Below are 19,391 nucleotides of genomic sequence, written 5' to 3'. Positions count from 1 at the left end.
AATTAAAAAACAAGGCAGATATTTTAGGATCTGCCCTGTAAACTATATATGAATGTGAAACTAACTAATTTTTAATAACCAGGATTCTGGTATTTTGCCTTATCCGCTGCAGACATTTCGGTCATTGCATCTAACTGTCCCTGAGGAATCGGTCTCAAGTAATGATATGGCTGAATGTTTCTTGTAAAATTCTGTGGTGTATGATTTCCATAAGCTGTTCCTCCTATCTGATAACTTGCAGCATATTCTGTCCATTTTTGAGTTCTTACCAAATCAAACCATCTGTAAAATTCTCCATAATATTCTCTTGATCTCTCTGCTAAAATATAATCTATAGTAATCGTAGCTGGTGTTGCTGCAGTCATAGCTGCGCTGTTGTCGGCAATATATGAAGCATTATTTTTATTACTAAATCTCCATTTTCCTGCTCTTGCACGAATTACATTGATCAAATCTCTTGCACTCATAGCACCCGAAGCTCCTTTTACAGCTGCTTCCGCTGCAATGAAATAAAATTCAGAGAATTTAGCTACAGGGAATGGTCTTGTTAAAGCTGCATTTGGATAACCTAAACCAGTGACATCATTTGTCTGATACGTTCCAATTTTCCAAAGTCCCGGATATACAATTCTGCTAATTCCGTTAGGTGAAATTACCCAATCCGCTCGTCCAGGCAAAACACCAGCACCTACACCATTTTGGCCGCCATCAGTCGGGTAAGCAATATTTGGTAATTGAGAATCATCATCCAAGAAGCTTAATATCGCCCCTCCTACCGGTACAGGAAGACTATTAGCATTATAGAGTGTTGTAACAGATTCCAAGCCTGTTCCTGTTTTCTGCCAGTTTCCTCTGTAAGTCGTTACAAAAGTACCGTCATAACGGGAATCATTAGTTTTATCGGCAAAGGTATTTTTAATAACTCCTATAGGTGGTGCCATACGTACCCAAGGCCTTCCCAGCGATTGTGCCGCTTCTCTTGTAATAGGACTTGCTGAAACCCATGAAGTAGCAGATTTACTACTTTTTATATTTGTATAATTCCATGTTTGCATCCAGGCAGCGAAGTTATCCGGAGCCCACCCAGAACCGTATCCTACAGGATCACCCTCGTTATAAAAAATACTGGATGCTGTATGATCTGCGTAAAGCATCTGCTCTGAATTACGATCTTTAGAGCCCTCATTTACATCATAGTAAGTAGGCTGAAGGGCATAAGATCCTGGATTATTAATACCTTGTAGAGATAAATCATATGCTTGTTGAAAATACCATTGTGCATTATGGCCATCAAGATCCGTTCGTGCAGCATCAGGATATGTCGGAATATTATTCGGATTTTGCAACCACCAACCGTAAGTAAGATACGCTTTAGCTAAAAACAGCCTTGCCACATTTTTTGTAACCCCACCCGTTACTCTAGGAGTTGCAGGAAGATTGTCTATTGCTTTTAATAAATCAGGAAAAATACCTCTTGAATATACCTCAGGAACGGTATTTCTTTTAGACAAAGTTGTAGGTGAAATGTTCAGAGCCAATTCTCCAGAACCTAAATCTAAAGGTACACCACCGTACGTCTGTACTAGTTGAAAATAATAAAAAGATCTAAAAAAACGAGCTTCAGATACAAGAGATTCCGGAATATTGAATTTAGGTCCTCTTTCTATAATACCATTGGCTGTATTAATATAAGGGAAAACAGATCCCCAAACCATACTTGTAGGAAAAGTATTAGAGTTGATTGCTCCAGTCCCTCCTGTCATATCCAGATCTTTAAAATTCCCGTCTGCACTCTGAGCCCAAGTTGCCTCATCTGTTCCGTTCTGTGTTGCACTCATATAATAACCATTCCCATAAAGAAGACGTAAGCTTCTGTACAATGCGGTTACGCCAGATGTTACGCCATCTGCAGAATTGAAATAATCAACCGTATATCCTGATCTGGGTTGTTCGTCTAGAATCTCATTACAGCTAGACAATACTAGTGAAGCCACTACAACTCCCAATACAATTTTTTTGTTAATTTTTATCATGATGATGTGTGATTTAGAAAGATAAATTAATTCCCATTATAAAGTTTCTTGTCGCAGGATTATTAGTTCCTATAATCAACTGACGATTTTTGTATCCGCTTACAGCCTGATTTTGATCACCTGTAGAATTCGGTTCGGGATCCATTCCAGACATTTTGTGGTATGGAGAATAAATTATCCATGGATTCGTAATTGTAAAATAAACTCTTAAGCTATTAATGTTAAGATCTTTAAGAAAATCCTTACTTAAGTTATATCCTAATGTGATGGTTCTTAATTTCACGTATGACCCATCAAAAAGAGCTAAAGTTGACAGATACTTTGGGTTATCACCGTTTAGCAATCCGCCAGGTTTTGGAAATCTTGCATCCGTATTGTCATCTGTATAGTAATCTACATCTACGTTATTTCCTCTACCAGTTAATCTATTCAAGTACCCCGCAGAACCATAAATAGAACTGATCAGAACACCTCCTTTTTGGAATGCACCTACCGTACTTAGTTCAAAGCCTTTATAAGCAAAACGCATATTGAAACCTCCCTGCCAATCTGGATTGGTATCTATAATTTGTCTATCTGCTGGACCTATAGCTCTCACAGGAGTTCCATCTGCATTATATCCCCCAGTATATAGAACTTTAATCATACCCGGAGCAGCTCCAACCTGAGGCTCAAGAATACTCAAATAAGGATCTCCTTGTTGCCATAAACCTACATACTGATAATCATATAGTGAATTTACATTATGGCCAACGAACCATAAATTATTTTCATCTCTATCCGCACCGGATGCAAGTGATAAAATTTTGTTTCTATTAGCATACCAGTTAACTCCGGCATCCCAGCTGAAACCATTAGGTTTATCAATAATAATTGCATTAAGAGAAGCTTCCCATCCTTTATTTTCAATATTTCCTACATTTTGTAACACTCCGCCGGGAATCCCTGCAGTTGAGGGTAAACTCTTATTTTGAAGTATTCCGTAGGTATGTGTTCTGTAATATTCTACTGTACCGTTGATTCTATTGTTAAGAAACCCAAAATCTAATCCTGCATTGTGGGTTTTGGAATATTCCCATCCTAAGTAAGGGTTTGGTGCAGTGTTAATAGAAACACCTGTAGAATAAGCTCCTCCAAAGTTATATGGATTAACAGTTAAGCTTCCTAAAGTCGTATAGGGGGCGATAGCTTGATTTGACGTTTCTCCCCAACCATATCTTAATTTTAAAAGATTAACGAATTGGAAAGTTTTCATAAAGTTTTCATTAGTAATATTCCAACCCACGGAGATTGCCGGATAAGTATTCCATTTGTGTCCTTCTGCAAGCACAGAAGCACCGTCCCTTCTAAGAGTAGCTGTAATCATATACTTATTGTCATATGTGTACATTGCTCGTCCCATATAGGAAACCAATCCTGTTCTGGCATAATATTGATCTTCGGGCCTCACAGTAATATCAGCTTGCGGAGATTGACCTAGATTATAATATTGAAAAAAATCTGCAGGTACATTTTTAGCACTCATATAACTACTTGTATAAGTATTTTGTTCAGAAGAATATAAAGCAACAGCATTTATCTTATGTTTTCCAAAAGTCTTATCATAAGTCAATAAGTTTTCTATAGTCCAGTGATAGGTTTGGTTATTACCCTTACCTGCAGAAGAAATAGCAGCAGGATTTGTATTAAATACACCTACCCCTGTATAATTTCCACTATTTGAAGTTCTGAAATCCAATCCTACATTTATACGGTATTTCAATCCATCTACTGGTAATTTAACTTCACCATACATATTATTATAAGATGAGAAAGCTTTCGTTTCATCTACATATTTATCTCCCAGAGCATCCAGACTTTTTCTTGTATAAACCCACGCCTGATCCATATTTGATGACATCGTTAATGTTCTTCTCGGATTACCAAATTCATCATAAGGACTGGCCAAAGGCGAATATCCCAAAGTAGGAGCTGAAGCAATACCATTACCTTCAGATTTTACATAATTTGAATTTGTAGTAAAACCAAATTTAAAAATTTTTCCGACCTGCTGATCCAAACCTAGTCGAAAACCAAAACGTTCATAACTTTGCAAAGGAACTATAGCATCTTGCTTCAAGTATGACAAACCTACATTATAATTACCTCCGTCTGTACCTCCGGAAACGCCAAAATCATGATTCGTTATCATTGCCGGCTTATAATAGAGCTTTTGCCAATCGGTATCAACTCCGTCTTTTTCACTGTCTCCATTTTTGATGAGATCATTGGCATCATGTCTCAGTTTAGTCAATTGAGCAGCATTCATCATAGGATACCTCGAAAACAGGGTTTGACTCCCCGTGAAAGAGTTATAAGTAAATCTAGGTTTTTGTCCTTTTGATCCTCTGTTTGTTGTAACCAAAATAACCCCGTTTGCTCCTCTGGAACCATAAATAGCGGTTGCAGAAGCATCTTTCAGGATATCTACACTCTTGATATCATTAGAACTTATATCTCCCAAAGATCCTACAAAAGGAATTCCATCCAATACGATAAGCGGATCATTTGCCGAGTCTGACAATGATCTCGTTCCTCTAATTCTTATTTTCATGGTAGCCCCGGGCTTGCTGGACGTTTGATTAATTTCTACCCCAGCACTTCTACTTTGTAAAGCTTGAGTTATATTTGCAGTAGGAACTTCTCTAAGGGTCTCACCTTTTACAGTTACAACAGACCCCGTTACAGCTTCTTTTCTTTGTGTACCATAACCAATGACAACTACTTCCTCTATCTTTTTCTCCTTAGCCACCGTATCTTTTTTAACCTGAGCATAGGCCATGCCGGCAGGTAATAAGGCCATAGCAAAAAAGAGAGCTGCCTTATTGGTTTTAGTAAAATAAAATCGGTTCATAATTATTATTTTTTAAATATTAGGGTTGAAATAAAAAGGCTGGTAATAATTATGATTTTATAAATCCTTAGTGTTTAGCAGCCTTTTTACTTTTATTTAGATATACATGTTCACAATCGCTTCAAACAATTCCTGTTTTCCGCTTTTTGGCTGTGGTTCCCCGATTTCATGAGCTATTCTCTGAAGATCTTCTAAAGTAAGCGTTCCTTCTTCAAAAGCTTTTCCGTTTCCATTGTCGAAAGATGCGTAACGGTCTGTTCTTAATTTTTTATAATCTGAATTTTCAAGAATATCTGCTGCTGCTAAAAGTCCTTTTGCAAAAACATCCATTCCCGAAATGTGAGAAATAAACAAATCTTCAGGATCGACAGAGTTTCTTCTGATTTTAGCATCAAAATTAACTCCTCCATTTCCTAAACCTCCAGCTGGTAAAAGTACCAACCAAGCCTGAACCATATCATAATAGTCTACCGGAAACTGATCTGTATCCCATCCATTCTGGTAGTCTCCCCTGTTTGCGTCGATGCTTCCTAAAAGCCCTGCGTCTACTGCTACCTGAAGTTCATGTTCGAAAGTATGACCTGCAAGTGTCGCGTGGTTAACTTCTATATTTAATTTAAAATCTTTATCTAATCCGTAATGTCTCAGGAAACCGATCACCGTTTCCGAATCGTAGTCGTACTGGTGTTTGGTAGGTTCCATAGGTTTTGGTTCAATAAGGAAAGTTCCTTTGAAACCTTGCTGACGAGCATAGTCTCTCGACATGGAAAGGAAACGTGCCAAATGATCTTTTTCACGCTTCATATCTGTGTTTAAAAGGCTCATATAACCTTCTCTACCACCCCAGAATACATAGTTTTCACCACCAAGAGCAATTGTTGCATCGATAGAGTTTTTAACCTGAGTACCTGCACAAGCCACTACATCAAAATTCGGGTTGGTAGAAGCTCCGTTCATGTATCTTTCGTGAGTGAAAACGTTTGCAGTTCCCCATAAAAGCTTAATTCCTGTTTCCTGCTGCTTTTGTTTTGCATAGTCTACAACCGCCTGAAGATTTTTTTCATACTCTTTCCAGTTGTTAGCAGGATCTACCAAATCGATATCATGGAAACAATAGTAATTGAAACCCATTTTAGACATAAATTCAAAACCTGCATCCATTTTGTGCATAGCTCTGGTAACAGCATCATTTCCGATATCCCAAGGATGGTGAATCGTAGGTCCTCCGAAAGGATCACTTCCGTTGGCGCATAATGTATGCCACCAAGCCATCGCAAAACGCGTCCAGTCTTTCATAGGTTTTCCCATAACTATTCTTTCCTCATCATAATATCTGAAAGCCATTGGATTTCTGCTTTCTTTTCCTTCAAACTTAATTTTGTCAATACCTGTAAAAAACTCTTTTGTACCTGTTAAAGTGTTCATATATATTTGATTTAATTTTTAATTTAATTTTAAAATTGGCGTAAAATTACCCTGCTCACTGATCTCAAAAGATCAATAAGTACAATGGAAATTCCTTTGTTTCGGGATTATACTATTTCGTTAAGATGTTGTCTCCACCTTGAATAAGCTTCTAAGTATTGTTCTCGTTTTTCTAATTGTGGTTCTATAACAGCAATTCTTTCAAGAGAAGCAAAAGCTTCTTTGGAGTCGGCATAAAAACCGATACCCATTCCTGCAGCCCTTGCAGCTCCTACCGCTCCGTCCGTATCATATAGTTCAATAACAGCATTACTCACTCCGGCTAGTGATTTTCTGAAAATTGAACTTAAAAACATATTGGCATTCCCTGCACGAATGACCTGAATATCCATTCCGATATTTCTCATGATATTCATTCCGTATTCGTAAGAGAAAACAATACCTTCTTGTGCAGCACGTAAAATGTCCCCTTTGCTATGTATATTGAAATTAATTCCGTGAATTGAACAATTTGTCTCTTTATTTTCAAGTACTCTTTCTGCTCCATTCCCAAAAGGAATAATGCTTAAACCTTTGGCTCCTACTGGTGAAAGAGATGCTAAATCGTTCATATCTCCGTATGAAGATAATGAAGTTGCAAAATTGTGCTTCAGCCATGAATTTAAAATTCCTGTTCCGTTGATGCAAAGCAAAACTCCCAGTCTGGTAAGCTCTTCCGTATGATTTACGTGTGCAAAAGTATTTACTCTTGATAATTTATCATAGTCCAATTGATCCAAAACACCATACACTACTCCTGAAGTTCCTGCTGTTGATGCAATTTCTCCAGGGTTAAAAACATTTAATGACAGTGCATTATTGGGCTGATCTCCAGCCCTGTAAGAAATCGGGGTTCCTTCTTTTAAACCTAATTCCTGAGCTGCCGCTGCAGAAACTGTTGCCTGGATACCGAAAGTCGGGACAATTTCAGGGAAAAAGCTTTTCGGAATTCCATAATAATTAACAACATCTTCCGAAATACAATTATTTTTAAAATCCCAGAAAATCCCTTCTGACAACCCTTCAATCGTCATTCCGATTTCTCCAGAAAGTCTCATGGCAATATAATCTCCCGGAAGCATTATTTTATCAATTTTTTCAAAAATTTCAGGCTCGTTATCTTTTACCCAAGCTAATTTTGAAGCCGTAAAATTCCCCGGTGAATTCAATAAATGAGACAGGCATTTTTCTTCTCCAATTTCTTTGAAGGCTTTTTCACCATAAGGAACGGCACGGCTGTCGCACCAGATAATTGAAGGTCTTAATAAGTTTTGATCTTTATCTACTAAAATTAAACCATGCATTTGCCAGGTAATCCCGATTCCTTTAATATCTTCGGCATGTATCCCCGATTCGTGCATTACAGCTTCATGGGCAAGCTTTAGATTTGTCCACCAATCGACGGGGTTCTGTTCTGCCCAACCGGGATGAACAGCAGTGATTTTCATTTCTTTTTTAGGAGAAAATTCTGACGCAATCACTTTTCCGCTGGATGCCTCAATAAGACAAACCTTCACAGACGAGCTGCCGATATCATAGCCTAGTAAATACATAATGTAAAGAAGTAGATTATTTTATTAGTTTAGTATTGTTTTTTTTGTAAATCTTCGCATCAAACTTATAAAACCTTGCTGCACGATGGGATACATTGGTTTCAATTTCATCCAATGGAACAATGTAACTGAAAGAAGATATTTTTTTATGGAAATTTTTAATATCTATATACTTTTCGCTCAAAGCGCTGTATAGCTGATATAATTGCCTGATGGTAAACTTCTTGGGAAGTAACTCAAAAATAATAGAAAAGTCCAGCTCTATCCATTTTCTTACCTCCACTAAAGATTCGTTAATAATTTTATTGTGATCAAATGGTAAAGAAGGAACTTCATCGATTGGAAACCAATCTACCGTACTGTATTTTGTACTGTTGATTTTATGGTCTATTTTACAAAGAGAAAGATAGGCTACTGTAATGATTCTGTCAATATGATGCTTATATTCCATTCCCATCCATTTGATATCATTTTCATTATTTGCTCTCATAGGATCTGCAAAACATTTGAATTGCTTCTGGATCATTTTCTTTATTCCAGTAAGCTCATGTAAAACCCTTTGTGCAGCATCATCCACATCTTCATCACTAAAAATAAGACTTCCAGGAAGTTTAATTTGTCTTTTCTCATCAAGATGACGTTCAACCAATAAAATATTCAGTCGATTTTCGTGATCAAATCCGAAAACAACGCAGTCCACCGATACATATGTATGAATAAAGTTTGAGTTCATCTGACGTGTTAACATTTATGTAACATGACAAATATAAAAATTCAATTGAATAAAAAAAATATTTTCCACAGTAACACCTAAATATCAACAGTTTACATATCGATTTTTTATGAAAACATTCACATATAAAATATGATAAGGTTATCATTATATTTACACTTATGAGTATTGTAATAGATCAATTAACAAGTATTTATGATAAAAATAACGACGATAAATCATTCTATTTTTTCGAATAAATATTATGATAAGAACTACGAAAAAAAAATGTAAAAAAAAATACAAACAAGTGTAAAAAAAACACTTTTAAACAGAAAAACCGTTAAATTTTGACGTTTTTTTTTACCATTTTTGTATGTAAGCCATTATAAAATTGCCAATAACAGAATTTCAATATGTAATTGGAAAAAAAATCTATTAAGAAAAATTTTCCCCTTCACAATGGAAAAGGAAAATTTTTTCTGTATTAACTGCTATTAAACAGAAGGATTAGTTTAGTGGCTATGAATTTTGCCTTTAGTGATTTCAATATGCTTTTTAAACTGAAATTTTTAAAGGTTTTTATTGAAATTTTAAGTTTTACTTTATGGAGATGAAGACTTTCAGTTGATCTCCTATTGCTATATTTATAAACTTACTAATAAGAATCAGATGTATTCATGTCAGTGCTTATTAACGACAAACGATCGCCCGTTCTTTTTTCTCATAAAAACTCCTTAACACCATCATAAGAAAAGCCAAAGAACCAAATACAAAACCAATCCATGGATTGTACTCTACCCCTTTGTTTATAATCATCCATCCACCAAGAGTGGTTCCTAATGTAACTCCCAGATTCCCGAATGAAGTAGCCAGGCTGTTGGCAAATTCCAAAGAGTCAGGAACTGATGAAATCATGTAGGTTGATGCGTTCAGAAAACTTGGTGAGTACATAAATCCCCAAATTCCGATGACCAAAATAGTTGATAATAAATTGCCATTTGAAAAGTACAACAAAACAGGGATCACTAAAGTTCCTGAAAGGAAAAAAGCTGTTGTTTTGGTTATATTCTTATTAAGCATTTTTCCTGCAATCCAAGTTGATACAACACCGATAATCCCGAAAACAAAGAGCATATAGCTTACCATTGTTTCACTCATTTCTTTCGCTTTATTGAGATAATCTGCAAAATAACTGTAAGTGGAAAACCAGGCAGTAATCATAAAAAAATTAGTTGCCGTACTTAAAATAAATGAAGGTTGAGTGAGGATTTTCAACTGGGTACCATATGATTTTTTCTTTTTTACTGGCATTGAAGGAAGCATAAAATAAATCACAACTAAGGCAATGAAACTTACAGCTGTCTGAATGATAAATGAATATTCCCATGACCACAAGCTTGAAACCCATGTAGCAAAGGGAACTGTTGTTACCATTGCAACTGTTACTCCGCTGAAAACGATACTCATTAGTTCATTTTTATTTTCATCGTCAGCATTTGAAATGGCAACGGACAAAGCTGTCGCGATATAAACAGGCTGTAAAAATGCGGGTAAAACCCTCACCAACATCAAAACCCAAAATGGAGGTGAAAACGAGGAAACCAAACCTGTGAGCAGAAATATAGCAATGGAAGTCAGCATGATCTTCTTACGGTCAAAACCAGAAGTCAGTAAGGTCATAAAAGGCCCTGTAAGAGCAATAATTAAAGCAAAAGCACTTAGTAAATAGCCTGCTTTATCAATACTTATTTTATAATATTCGGCGATTTGAGGTAAAATTCCAATGACTCCGAATTCAGTGGTTATAATAGCAAGAAATCCTAAAAAACCGATGTATGCATATTTCTTCATATCAAAATTCTAAAAATTATTTTAGGGATTCTTTTGTAAATGTTGCAATTTCCTGAACAGCTTCTCCGGTTTCTTTTAAAACGGCTCCCATATGCAAAAATCCATGAACCATCTCTTTATACACAACGGTTTTGACCTGAATTCCGGAAGCTTTCATATGTTCTGCCAATTGCTGGCCTTCATCGCGTAAAGGATCATGTTCAGATAATAAAACAAGCGTTGGTGGTGTGTTTTTAAAATCTTTTATCAATAAAGGAATTGCCAGAGGGTTTTGACGGTCCTCTGAAGTGGTCAGATACCAATTCCAGGCTCTTATTCCTTCTTCTTTATTGATGATAGGACCATTTTCATAATCTTTCCACGAGTTTGTATTCAACCCGTTGTCAGCTGCAGGATAAATCAGTATCTGAAATTTTAATTGGTCTCCAAGCTGCGTGGATACACTTGCCGCTAGAGCTCCTCCTGCACTGTCCCCAATAATTCCGATTTTATTTTTATCTAAATGTAAATGATCTGCATTATCAAGAATCCATTGAGTAGCTGATCGAGCATCATCATAACCAGCAGGAAAAGGATATTCAGGAGCCAAACGATAATCAACAAAGACTATTGCAGCACCTGTAGCATTGGCCAATTGGCGAACAATCGCATCATGAGTTTCAAAACTCCCAGAAACAAACCAGCCACCGTGAAGATAAATAACAGCTGCTGATTTTTCATTTTCAATTCCATTAGGTCTATAAATTCTCACGGGAATTTTGTGGGTATCTTGATGAATATTAAATTCCTCAATCATTCTGATCATTTCTTTTTTTCCACTAAGCTGAACAGCCATCGTTTCATATCCTTTCCGGCTCATATCTAATGTATTTTGACCATCAAACACATGAATCTTTTGTAAGTTTTCAACTATTTTATTTATTTCAGGGGTCAAATTAATTGTATTCATTTTGTTATTATTGTTTATTATTCTGCAGGAAGCCAATCCCGTTATCATCAGTATGCCCAGAAGTCTTTTCATATTCCATTCAAAATTTTAGGCAAAATTAAATAGAAGCCATACATTTGCACAGTACACAGCTAATTGTATGGTACGAACAAATTTGTAAGTAATGGGAAAGAGAAAGGAAAATTCGACGAATAGCATCAATGAACAGTATATTATAGAATGTGATCTTAGCTACGCCATTTGTAAGATCGGAGGAAGATGGAAATTATTGATTTTATGTAAACTTGAACACGGAAAACTACGGTTTAGTGAAATCAGAAACCGAATCACAGGAATTACAGAAAGAATGCTGACCCTGCAACTTCGCGAATTGGAAAAAGCAGGTCTGGTAAAAAGAACTGTACATGCAGAAGTCCCACCGAGAGTAGATTATGAGTTGACAGAAATTGCAAATGAATTGATCCCTATCTGGAAACAATTAAGTGATTGGGGAAATAAACATAAAAGCTTAATTCAGGAGGAAGCCCTTACTGAAAATTAATCTTTATTATCAGGATTCTAAAATTCAACATTATTTTTTTTAGACAGAATAAGCGGTCCATTTGGCATTTAGGGCTTTGATTTTTTTCATAAAGCCTAATTAAAGAAAGGAAAAATTGATGATATAATTAAATACGTCTCGGTTAGTTTATATAAAAATTACTGTAATCAATATTAAACCAATCAGCAAATAATCCATAAAGCTGATTGGTAAAAATCTCAACGCTTGTTCATTTACCTTATAAACATTTAATTACCAACTATTTACACCATCCTGCAATGCCCTTTCGTAATTTTCCTTATCAAAAGAATATAATTCCTGTGCTTTATGAGCTCCCCCCGTTCGCAGCTCATTTAATTTTAACAGAATTCCCATATTTTTGATTTTTCTATAGAAATTACCACGGTTAAGCTCTCTGCCCAATATTGTTTCATACAGCTTTTGAAGCTCTGTCATCGTAAATTTTTCCGGCAGCAAATTATATCCGATAGGCTTATAAGTAATTCTTTCTCTAAGAGTCAAAAGAGCTTTTTGGATAATTTCCTTATGATCCATTGTAATCTCATATTTTTGAAGATTATTGACATCCAACCAGTCAAACTCCTCACTCATTTCATCTGCTTCAGGAGAAACATTATGATAATTCACCAATGCATAATACCCAATGGAAACAAATCTCTGCTTGTGCCACAGACTGTCTTCATAATCCGCAAAAAAATCTTCGCTTCGTCCATACTTTCCGAATACTGCAAACTCCTCCAGAAATATATTGGAAACCCCTGCACGCTGAGACAGAATTCTCACCGCAGCAGCATCAATATTTTCCTTCTTTTTGAGATAACCGCCTGGAAGAAACCACTGCTGATTAAACTTCATCTTGATGGCAAGTACCTTAAGCTCATTTTCGCTAAAGCCGAAGATAACTGTATCGATAGAAATATGTGGTAAATATAGCTCATAGGACTCAACTGATTTCTCTAAGATCTGCTTATGGGGATTCATGTTTATTTTCTATTGTTTGACTGAACAAATTTAAGCTCATATTTAGGAAGAACCAAAATTTGCGCCTCCAGATTCTATTTTTGGGTAATATTCAGTTTACGATTTTTTAATATTTCTAAAGCTTTTTGATACTATCCGCAACAAGACCGTTATTTAACAATCTAATAGTCAATAAAATAAACAAATATTAAATTTTCCTAACATTCATTTGGCTGTATCAAAAAAAGAATGTAATATTGGTTGCTTCCTATTGAAGCAACCAATATTTATATGAAAATATCAAAACCCATACCAGATATAATTCTTATAGAAACCGCTATTTATAATGCTAAAAATCAATTATTAAGATGCTATATCTGCAATTCTATATCTCCTTGTAAAAATTAAACTTTAATAATAGATTGATTGATAATTATGAAAAATCCAAAACTGAAAATTTCCGCATTGGGACTGCTGCTTTCCTTCAGTGGGGCATTCGGACAACAGATTGATAGCCTGGCAGTAAAAAATGCCGTGAATACCGCTACAAAAGGTGGAGAAGGTGTAAAAACTGTCACCACCAAAGAAGATAATAACAGAAATGTAATGTTAAATGCAGCCAACAATACAAGTCCAAGAGACGTGAATATTGGTCTGCCATCAACCGTTGGAGGAATAACAATCCTTGAGAATGACCTTCCTGTAGTTTATTTTTTCTGGCCTGAACTTCCAAACAAAACATGGAGACAAAGTGTAGGTTTGGAAAAAACCGGACTCCTGAAAATGGATCAACTAGCCAATACCATGGGAGATCTTGGTTTTGCAGTAAACTCTTATGCTCAAACAGGAACCAAAGATTTTAAACTGAAAGGAAAACTTACAACAAGTACTTTTGGGTGGCTGCAAGGAGATGTCAACGCTTCCGGACCGATTTCCAAAAACGGCTGGACCTATACAGTGGGAGCTTTTGCTAACTTTGACCCAAGTACGTACAAACTAGGTTTTGCAAGAAATGCTGATGAAACTAAGATTTTCAGAGCAGGTGTCACCAAATATTTTAATAATGATAAAGGTAAAATCTCAATATTATACAAGTATGCAGATTCTTACAGCATAACCAATTATGCCGTTTTTCAATACGGAGCCGAAGGAAAAGTAACCGAACTCGACAATTTTAAAATCGGTAGAGATTCTTACGTAGTAAGAGACGGGCAAATGAAAATTAAAGATATTCTTACGGGAGAATCTTATTGGGCATCCATGAGTGGTAAGGATAACAGATCAACATCGCACAACATTGATATTTTTGGTAATTACCTTCTAAACAACGGATGGAATTTCAAATTCTCTACAAGAGCTCATTTTTCAAAAGTGAAAATGGCCAATATGATTCCTTTAAGCATTTTTAATGCGAATGCTTCATCAGGATATACTTTGGCTTCAAACGGGCAGCCTTATACTGGACCAGTAGGAACTATTTTAGGAATGTATACGCCGGAGACACCCGTTACTAATATTGCCGGTCGGTTCTCTTTGAATAAACAGCTCGCCAATCATAATGTGACATTTGGAGTATTGGAACAGTACTATCATGTAGATAAATTCACATCCAACCGATCTTTTTTCTTCCAGACTGTTGAATCTCAGCCTCAGAGATTGATTGGTCCGAATACAGATGCTGACGGATTCTACAACTATAACGCTGGTGGAGAGTATCATAGCGGAACAGAAAACAAACTCTCAGTGTACGGTACAGATGAATGGAAAGTGACTGACAACTTTAACTTAAGCTATGGATTACATTTGAGAAATCACATCATTGACGGAGAATACTCCCTGACTCCAAGAACAGTTGGTTTTAGCTTTACAGACCCAAGTCAGTTTAATCATATCAGTCAAAATTTCTTCCAGATTGCAGGGAGTTTGAATGCAACGTACAACATTACTAAAAACTTCGGAGTTTTAGCCAACTTCCTTTACACTGAAGAAAACAGAAGATTAGAAAGTTATTCCCAGGCTTTTGAACCTAATACTACTAAAATTAAAAGTCCATTGGGAGCAATCGGAGTTTTCTGGAACACCAACTGGATTCAGTTGATTTCTCAGGCCACTTATCTTAAGAAAAACAACAATCTCAACAGATACAACCTGGTCAATCCTGCTAATAGCTCTGAAGCGCAGACTACGACGGTTTATTACGATATCCAAACTTTGGGATGGACAACGGATTTTGTTTTAAAACCATTCAAAGGATTCAATTTGCATTATCTGATTACGTTCCAAAATCCTGTTTATAAGAAATTTAATTTCAATGCTTTCGGAAAAGACTATGATTACAATAACAACAATGTATTGGGTGTTGCTAAAGTGTTGATGGAAATCGATCCGAGCTATTCTATTGACAAATGGAGATTCTGGGCAAGTTTCAGATATTTTTCAAAACAATATGCCAATTTAACGAACGCTCTTTATTTCGCTCCGAGATGGGAAACTTTCGGTGGCGTGAGTTATACAGTGAATAAAAATATCAATGTTGGCGCGACCGTTATCAACTTCCTGAACCAAAGAGGAGCCAGCGGAACCATCAACGGTGCCGAATTGATTACAGACGCAAGTCCATACTACGGAAAACTATTGACAGGGACGTATATTATGCCATTAACGGGTCAATTCTCAGTAAGCTTTAATTTCTAAAATGTAAAACAATGAAAAGAACGGTTTTAAATGTTGCTGCGTTATTTTTAGGAGTAACAGCCTTTGCTCAAAATATTCAGACAGTAACGAATTCAAAAGGTCCTGTTTTAGGATATTCCGCAGATTCAGGGGTGAAAATTCTGACTATTGGCGGAAATAAATTCAAAGATCTAAACAAAAACGGAAAACTTGATAAATACGAAGACTGGAGACTTCCGGTTGACGAAAGAGCGAAAGATCTGGCTTCAAAAATGACCATCGAGCAGATTGCAGGCTTGATGCTGTATAGCGGTCACCAATCTGTTCCGGCACCTGCAGACGGTTTCAGAGCAGGAAAATACAATGGTAAATTTTACAAAGAAAGCGGTGCAAAAGCTTATGATTTAACAGATCAGCAGAAGAAATTCTTAAAAGAAGACAATCTTCGCCATGTTTTAGTAACTACGGTAGAATCTCCCGAAATCGCAGCGCAATGGAGCAACAATATTCAGGCTTATATCGAAGGTTTAGGATTGGGAATTCCCGCCAACAACAGTACAGATCCGAGACATTCTGCAACAGTAACAGCCGAATTTAATGAAGGAGCGGGTGGACAGATCTCGCTTTGGCCGGATGGTTTGGCAATGGGCGCAACCTTCGATCCCGAATTAGTTAAAAAATTCGGAAACATTGCAGCTCAGGAATACAGAGCATTGGGAATTTCTACAGCTTTATCACCTCAAATCGATTTGGGAACAGAACCTCGTTGGTACAGAATAGCTTACGTTTTTTCAGAAAGTCCGGAACTGACAGCAGATATGGCTAGAGGCTACATTGACGGTTTTCAGACCACCATCGGAAACAAAAACGGTTGGGGAAACAAAAGTGTGAACGCCATGGTAAAGCACTGGCCGGGAGGCGGACCTGAAGAAGGTGGCCGCGACGGTCACTGGGCAATGGGGAAATTTGCAGTTTATCCGGGAAATAATTTCCAAAACCACGTAAAACCTTTTACGGAAGGGGCTTTCAAACTCAATGGAGGAACGAAAGAAGCTGCCGCAGTAATGCCTTATTATACCATCAGTTTCAATCAGGATACAAAAAATGGCGAGAATGTTGGAAATGGGTATAGCAAATATCTAATTACTGATTTACTTCGTGGAAAATACAAGTATGACGGCGTAGTTTGCACCGATTGGTTAATTACTGCAGATGAACCAAAATCTCCCGGCGGATTTGCCGGAAAACCTTGGGGAGCTGAAAAATTATCGATCGCGGAACGCCATTACAAAGTTCTTGAAGCAGGAGTTGACCAGTTCGGAGGAAATAACGATAAAGGCCCTGTTTTGGAAGCCTACCAAATGGGTGTAAAAGAACACGGTGAAAAAGCGTATCGTGCCAAATTTGAACAATCAGCCGTTCGTTTGCTGAGAAATTTCTTCAGAACAGGATTGTTTGAAAATCCATACGTTAACGTTGAAGAAACCAAGAAAATCGTTGGCAATCCTGAATTTATGAAAGCAGGTTACGAAGCTCAGGTAAAGTCTATCGTATTGTTGAAAAACAAAGCGAATATCCTTCCTATCAAAGAAAGAAAAACGGTTTACATTCCGAAGAGATATTCTCCTGCAACGTTCAGCTGGTGGGGAGTTTATACTGCGCCGTCTTTGGATTATCCTGTGGATATCGAAAAAATCAAAAAACATTATAATGTAACCGAAGATCCTGCAAAAGCAGATTTCGCTTTGGTTTTTGTAAAAAGTCCGCACAGTGAAGAAGGCGGTTACAGCGATATCGATGCCAAAGAAGGCGGAAACGGTTATGTCCCGATTTCTCTTCAATATCAGACTTACACAGCGACAGAAGCCCGTGAAAAAAGTATTGCTGCGGGCGACCCAGTTGTTGCTCCTAATGTACACGACAGAACATTCAAAAACAAGACTTCTACAGCAACCAATTTCACAGATTTGCTAATGATTGAAAATACCTATAAAGCAATGAACGGAAAACCTGTGATTGTTTCTGTTACCGCTTCAAAACCAATGGTTTTCAACGAATTTGAAAAGCATGCTGATGCGATTCTGATGAACTTTAATGTATCCAATCAAGCGGTTGTTGATATCGTAACCGGAAAATACGAACCTTCAGGATTGCTTCCGCTTCAGATGCCTGCAAATATGTCAACCGTTGAAAAACAGAAAGAAGATGTTCCTTATGATATGGAAACGCATAAAGATTCCGAGGGTCATAACTACGATTTCGGATACGGAATGAACTGGTCTGGAGTGATTAAAGATGCCAGAACAGAGAAGTATAAAAAATAATTGATGATTCTGAGTCTGTTCTTACGGGCTCAGAATTTTATTTTTGAATTAAAAACTGTTTAATTTTTTAAACCACAAAAGTTTCAAGTTTAAAAAATAATCCTGAAAGTCCACAAAATGGAAATCAAAGATTTTCAAAACTTATGTGTTCTTAAAAAAATTGGCATTAAGCTTAAATTAACTAAAGTGTTAAAAAACTTTTGTGCCTTTTGTGGTTAAACAAACAATTTAATATGAAAATCAGATACACAATCTATTCATTAATGCTAAGTTCATTAATGTTTGCTCAGGAAAACCTTGATTTCAGCGGGAAGAAAAATTTAATTTCTCCGGAAATCAACGGTCAGAATGCGACCTTCCGTTTGCTCGCGCCCAATGCAAACAGTGTAAAATTACAGGGAAACTGGTTTCCGTCAAAAGGAATGGAAGCAGGTTTTGTGGATTTGCAGAAAGACAAAGACGGTGTTTGGTCGTTCACAAAAAATGATTTCAATCCCGATATTTATACCTACTCTTTCATTGTTGACGGTGTAAAAGCCAACGACCCGAACAATTCTTATCAGGTTCGTGATGTTTCATCGGTGATGAGCATGATCTTAATTGATGGAAAACAATCCGAGAATTACAAAGTTCGGAACGTCCCGCACGGAACGGTTTCCAAAAGATGGTACAAATCAAACGGACTGAAAGAAGACCGAAGATTAACAGTTTACACACCACCGGGTTATGAAAATTCTAAAGAAAAATTCCCGGTTTTGTATTTGCTTCACGGAATGGGTGGCGACGAAGAAGCGTGGATGACTTTAGGTAGAGCTTCTCAGATTTTAGATAATTTAATTGCCCAGGGAAAAGCAAAACCGATGATTGTTGTAATGCCAAACGGTCATACAAGCAATTCTGCAGCACCGGGCGAATCTTCCAAAGGTTTTTATAAAATCGATATGAGAACGCCGGATATTTTCAGTGGCGATATGGAAATGTATTTCAAAGAAATTATGGATTTCACAGAGTCGAATTATCGTGTAAAAGCTGATGCCAAAGACCGTGCAATTGCAGGACTTTCGATGGGTGGTTTTCATTCGCTATACATCTCTGCCAATCAGCCTAAAACATTCGATTATGTAGGACTTTTTTCTCCTGCAATTCTTCCGCCAGATGAAAAGAAAAGTCCGATTTATCAGAATTTAGATCAAAAACTGAAAACCCAGCAAAATAACTCGTACAAATTGTACTGGATTGCTATCGGAAAGACTGATTTTCTCTACAAAAATGTAGCAGAATACCGTCAGAAACTCGACAAAATGAATTTCAAATATCAATACGTAGAATCTGAAGGCGGCCACACTTGGAGCAATTGGAGAACGTACCTGAACGAGTTTGTGCCGCAATTATTCAAATAATCATAAATTTTTAA

The 19,391-nt window shown here is 36.8% G+C and carries 12 protein-coding genes; 4 read left to right on the top strand and 8 right to left on the bottom strand.

The annotated features are described in order from the left end of the window. Positions 1–71 precede the first annotated feature (71 nt). From P0Y62_01940 to P0Y62_01910, 7 genes are all read right to left on the bottom strand, one after another. Positions 72–2,033 (bottom strand): RagB/SusD family nutrient uptake outer membrane protein, encoded by a 1,962-nt coding sequence (locus tag P0Y62_01940; GenBank protein ID WEK70317.1) that lies wholly within the window; start codon positions 2,031–2,033, stop codon positions 72–74. Positions 2,034–2,046: 13 nt separating this feature from the next. Continuing rightward, the gene (locus P0Y62_01935; protein WEK70316.1) at positions 2,047–4,926 is read right to left on the bottom strand and encodes a SusC/RagA family TonB-linked outer membrane protein; all 2,880 of its coding nucleotides are present in this window, start codon (positions 4,924–4,926) and stop codon (positions 2,047–2,049) included. A gap of 96 nt (positions 4,927–5,022) precedes the next feature. Then, positions 5,023–6,351, bottom strand: a complete 1,329-nt coding sequence (gene xylA, locus P0Y62_01930; protein ID WEK70315.1) for a xylose isomerase — start codon at positions 6,349–6,351, stop codon at positions 5,023–5,025. Between the two features lie 107 nt (positions 6,352–6,458). Then, complete coding sequence (locus P0Y62_01925; protein WEK70314.1) at positions 6,459–7,943, bottom strand: FGGY family carbohydrate kinase; 1,485 nt, start codon at positions 7,941–7,943, stop codon at positions 6,459–6,461. 16 nt (positions 7,944–7,959) lie between these two features. Continuing rightward, on the bottom strand, positions 7,960–8,676 hold the full coding sequence (locus tag P0Y62_01920; protein ID WEK70313.1) for an NUDIX domain-containing protein: 717 nt from the start codon (positions 8,674–8,676) through the stop codon (positions 7,960–7,962). A gap of 672 nt (positions 8,677–9,348) precedes the next feature. Beyond that, a complete protein-coding gene (locus P0Y62_01915) occupies positions 9,349–10,509 on the bottom strand; it encodes an MFS transporter (protein ID WEK70312.1) in 1,161 nt (386 codons plus the stop codon). A 16-nt stretch (positions 10,510–10,525) separates the two neighbouring features. After that, complete coding sequence (locus tag P0Y62_01910; GenBank protein ID WEK70311.1) at positions 10,526–11,530, bottom strand: alpha/beta hydrolase; 1,005 nt, start codon at positions 11,528–11,530, stop codon at positions 10,526–10,528. Positions 11,531–11,621: 91 nt separating this feature from the next. Here P0Y62_01910 and P0Y62_01905 point away from each other — a divergent pair, with 91 nt between their 5' ends. Continuing rightward, a complete protein-coding gene (locus P0Y62_01905; protein WEK70310.1) occupies positions 11,622–11,999 on the top strand; it encodes a helix-turn-helix domain-containing protein in 378 nt (125 codons plus the stop codon). Positions 12,000–12,251: 252 nt separating this feature from the next. Here the strand turns inward: P0Y62_01905 and P0Y62_01900 are convergent, their stop codons facing one another. Further along, the gene (locus P0Y62_01900; GenBank protein WEK70309.1) at positions 12,252–13,001 is read right to left on the bottom strand and encodes an NUDIX domain-containing protein; all 750 of its coding nucleotides are present in this window, start codon (positions 12,999–13,001) and stop codon (positions 12,252–12,254) included. 414 nt (positions 13,002–13,415) lie between these two features. Between P0Y62_01900 and P0Y62_01895 the strand changes: the two genes are divergently transcribed. From P0Y62_01895 to P0Y62_01885, 3 genes are all read left to right on the top strand, one after another. Then, positions 13,416–15,674 carry a TonB-dependent receptor gene (locus P0Y62_01895; protein ID WEK70308.1) on the top strand — a complete coding sequence of 753 codons (2,259 nt, stop codon included), beginning with the start codon at positions 13,416–13,418 and terminating at the stop codon, positions 15,672–15,674. 11 nt (positions 15,675–15,685) lie between these two features. Then, the gene (locus P0Y62_01890) at positions 15,686–17,977 is read left to right on the top strand and encodes a glycoside hydrolase family 3 N-terminal domain-containing protein (GenBank protein ID WEK70307.1); all 2,292 of its coding nucleotides are present in this window, start codon (positions 15,686–15,688) and stop codon (positions 17,975–17,977) included. A gap of 233 nt (positions 17,978–18,210) precedes the next feature. Beyond that, positions 18,211–19,377, top strand: a complete 1,167-nt coding sequence (locus tag P0Y62_01885) for an alpha/beta hydrolase-fold protein (protein WEK70306.1) — start codon at positions 18,211–18,213, stop codon at positions 19,375–19,377. Positions 19,378–19,391 lie beyond the last annotated feature (14 nt).

Source organism: Candidatus Chryseobacterium colombiense (genome assembly GCA_029203185.1).
GTDB lineage: Bacteria > Bacteroidota > Bacteroidia > Flavobacteriales > Weeksellaceae > Chryseobacterium > Chryseobacterium colombiense.
The sequence above is the reverse complement of the archived record's forward strand: the minus strand, read 5'-3'. Positions and strand labels throughout refer to the sequence as shown.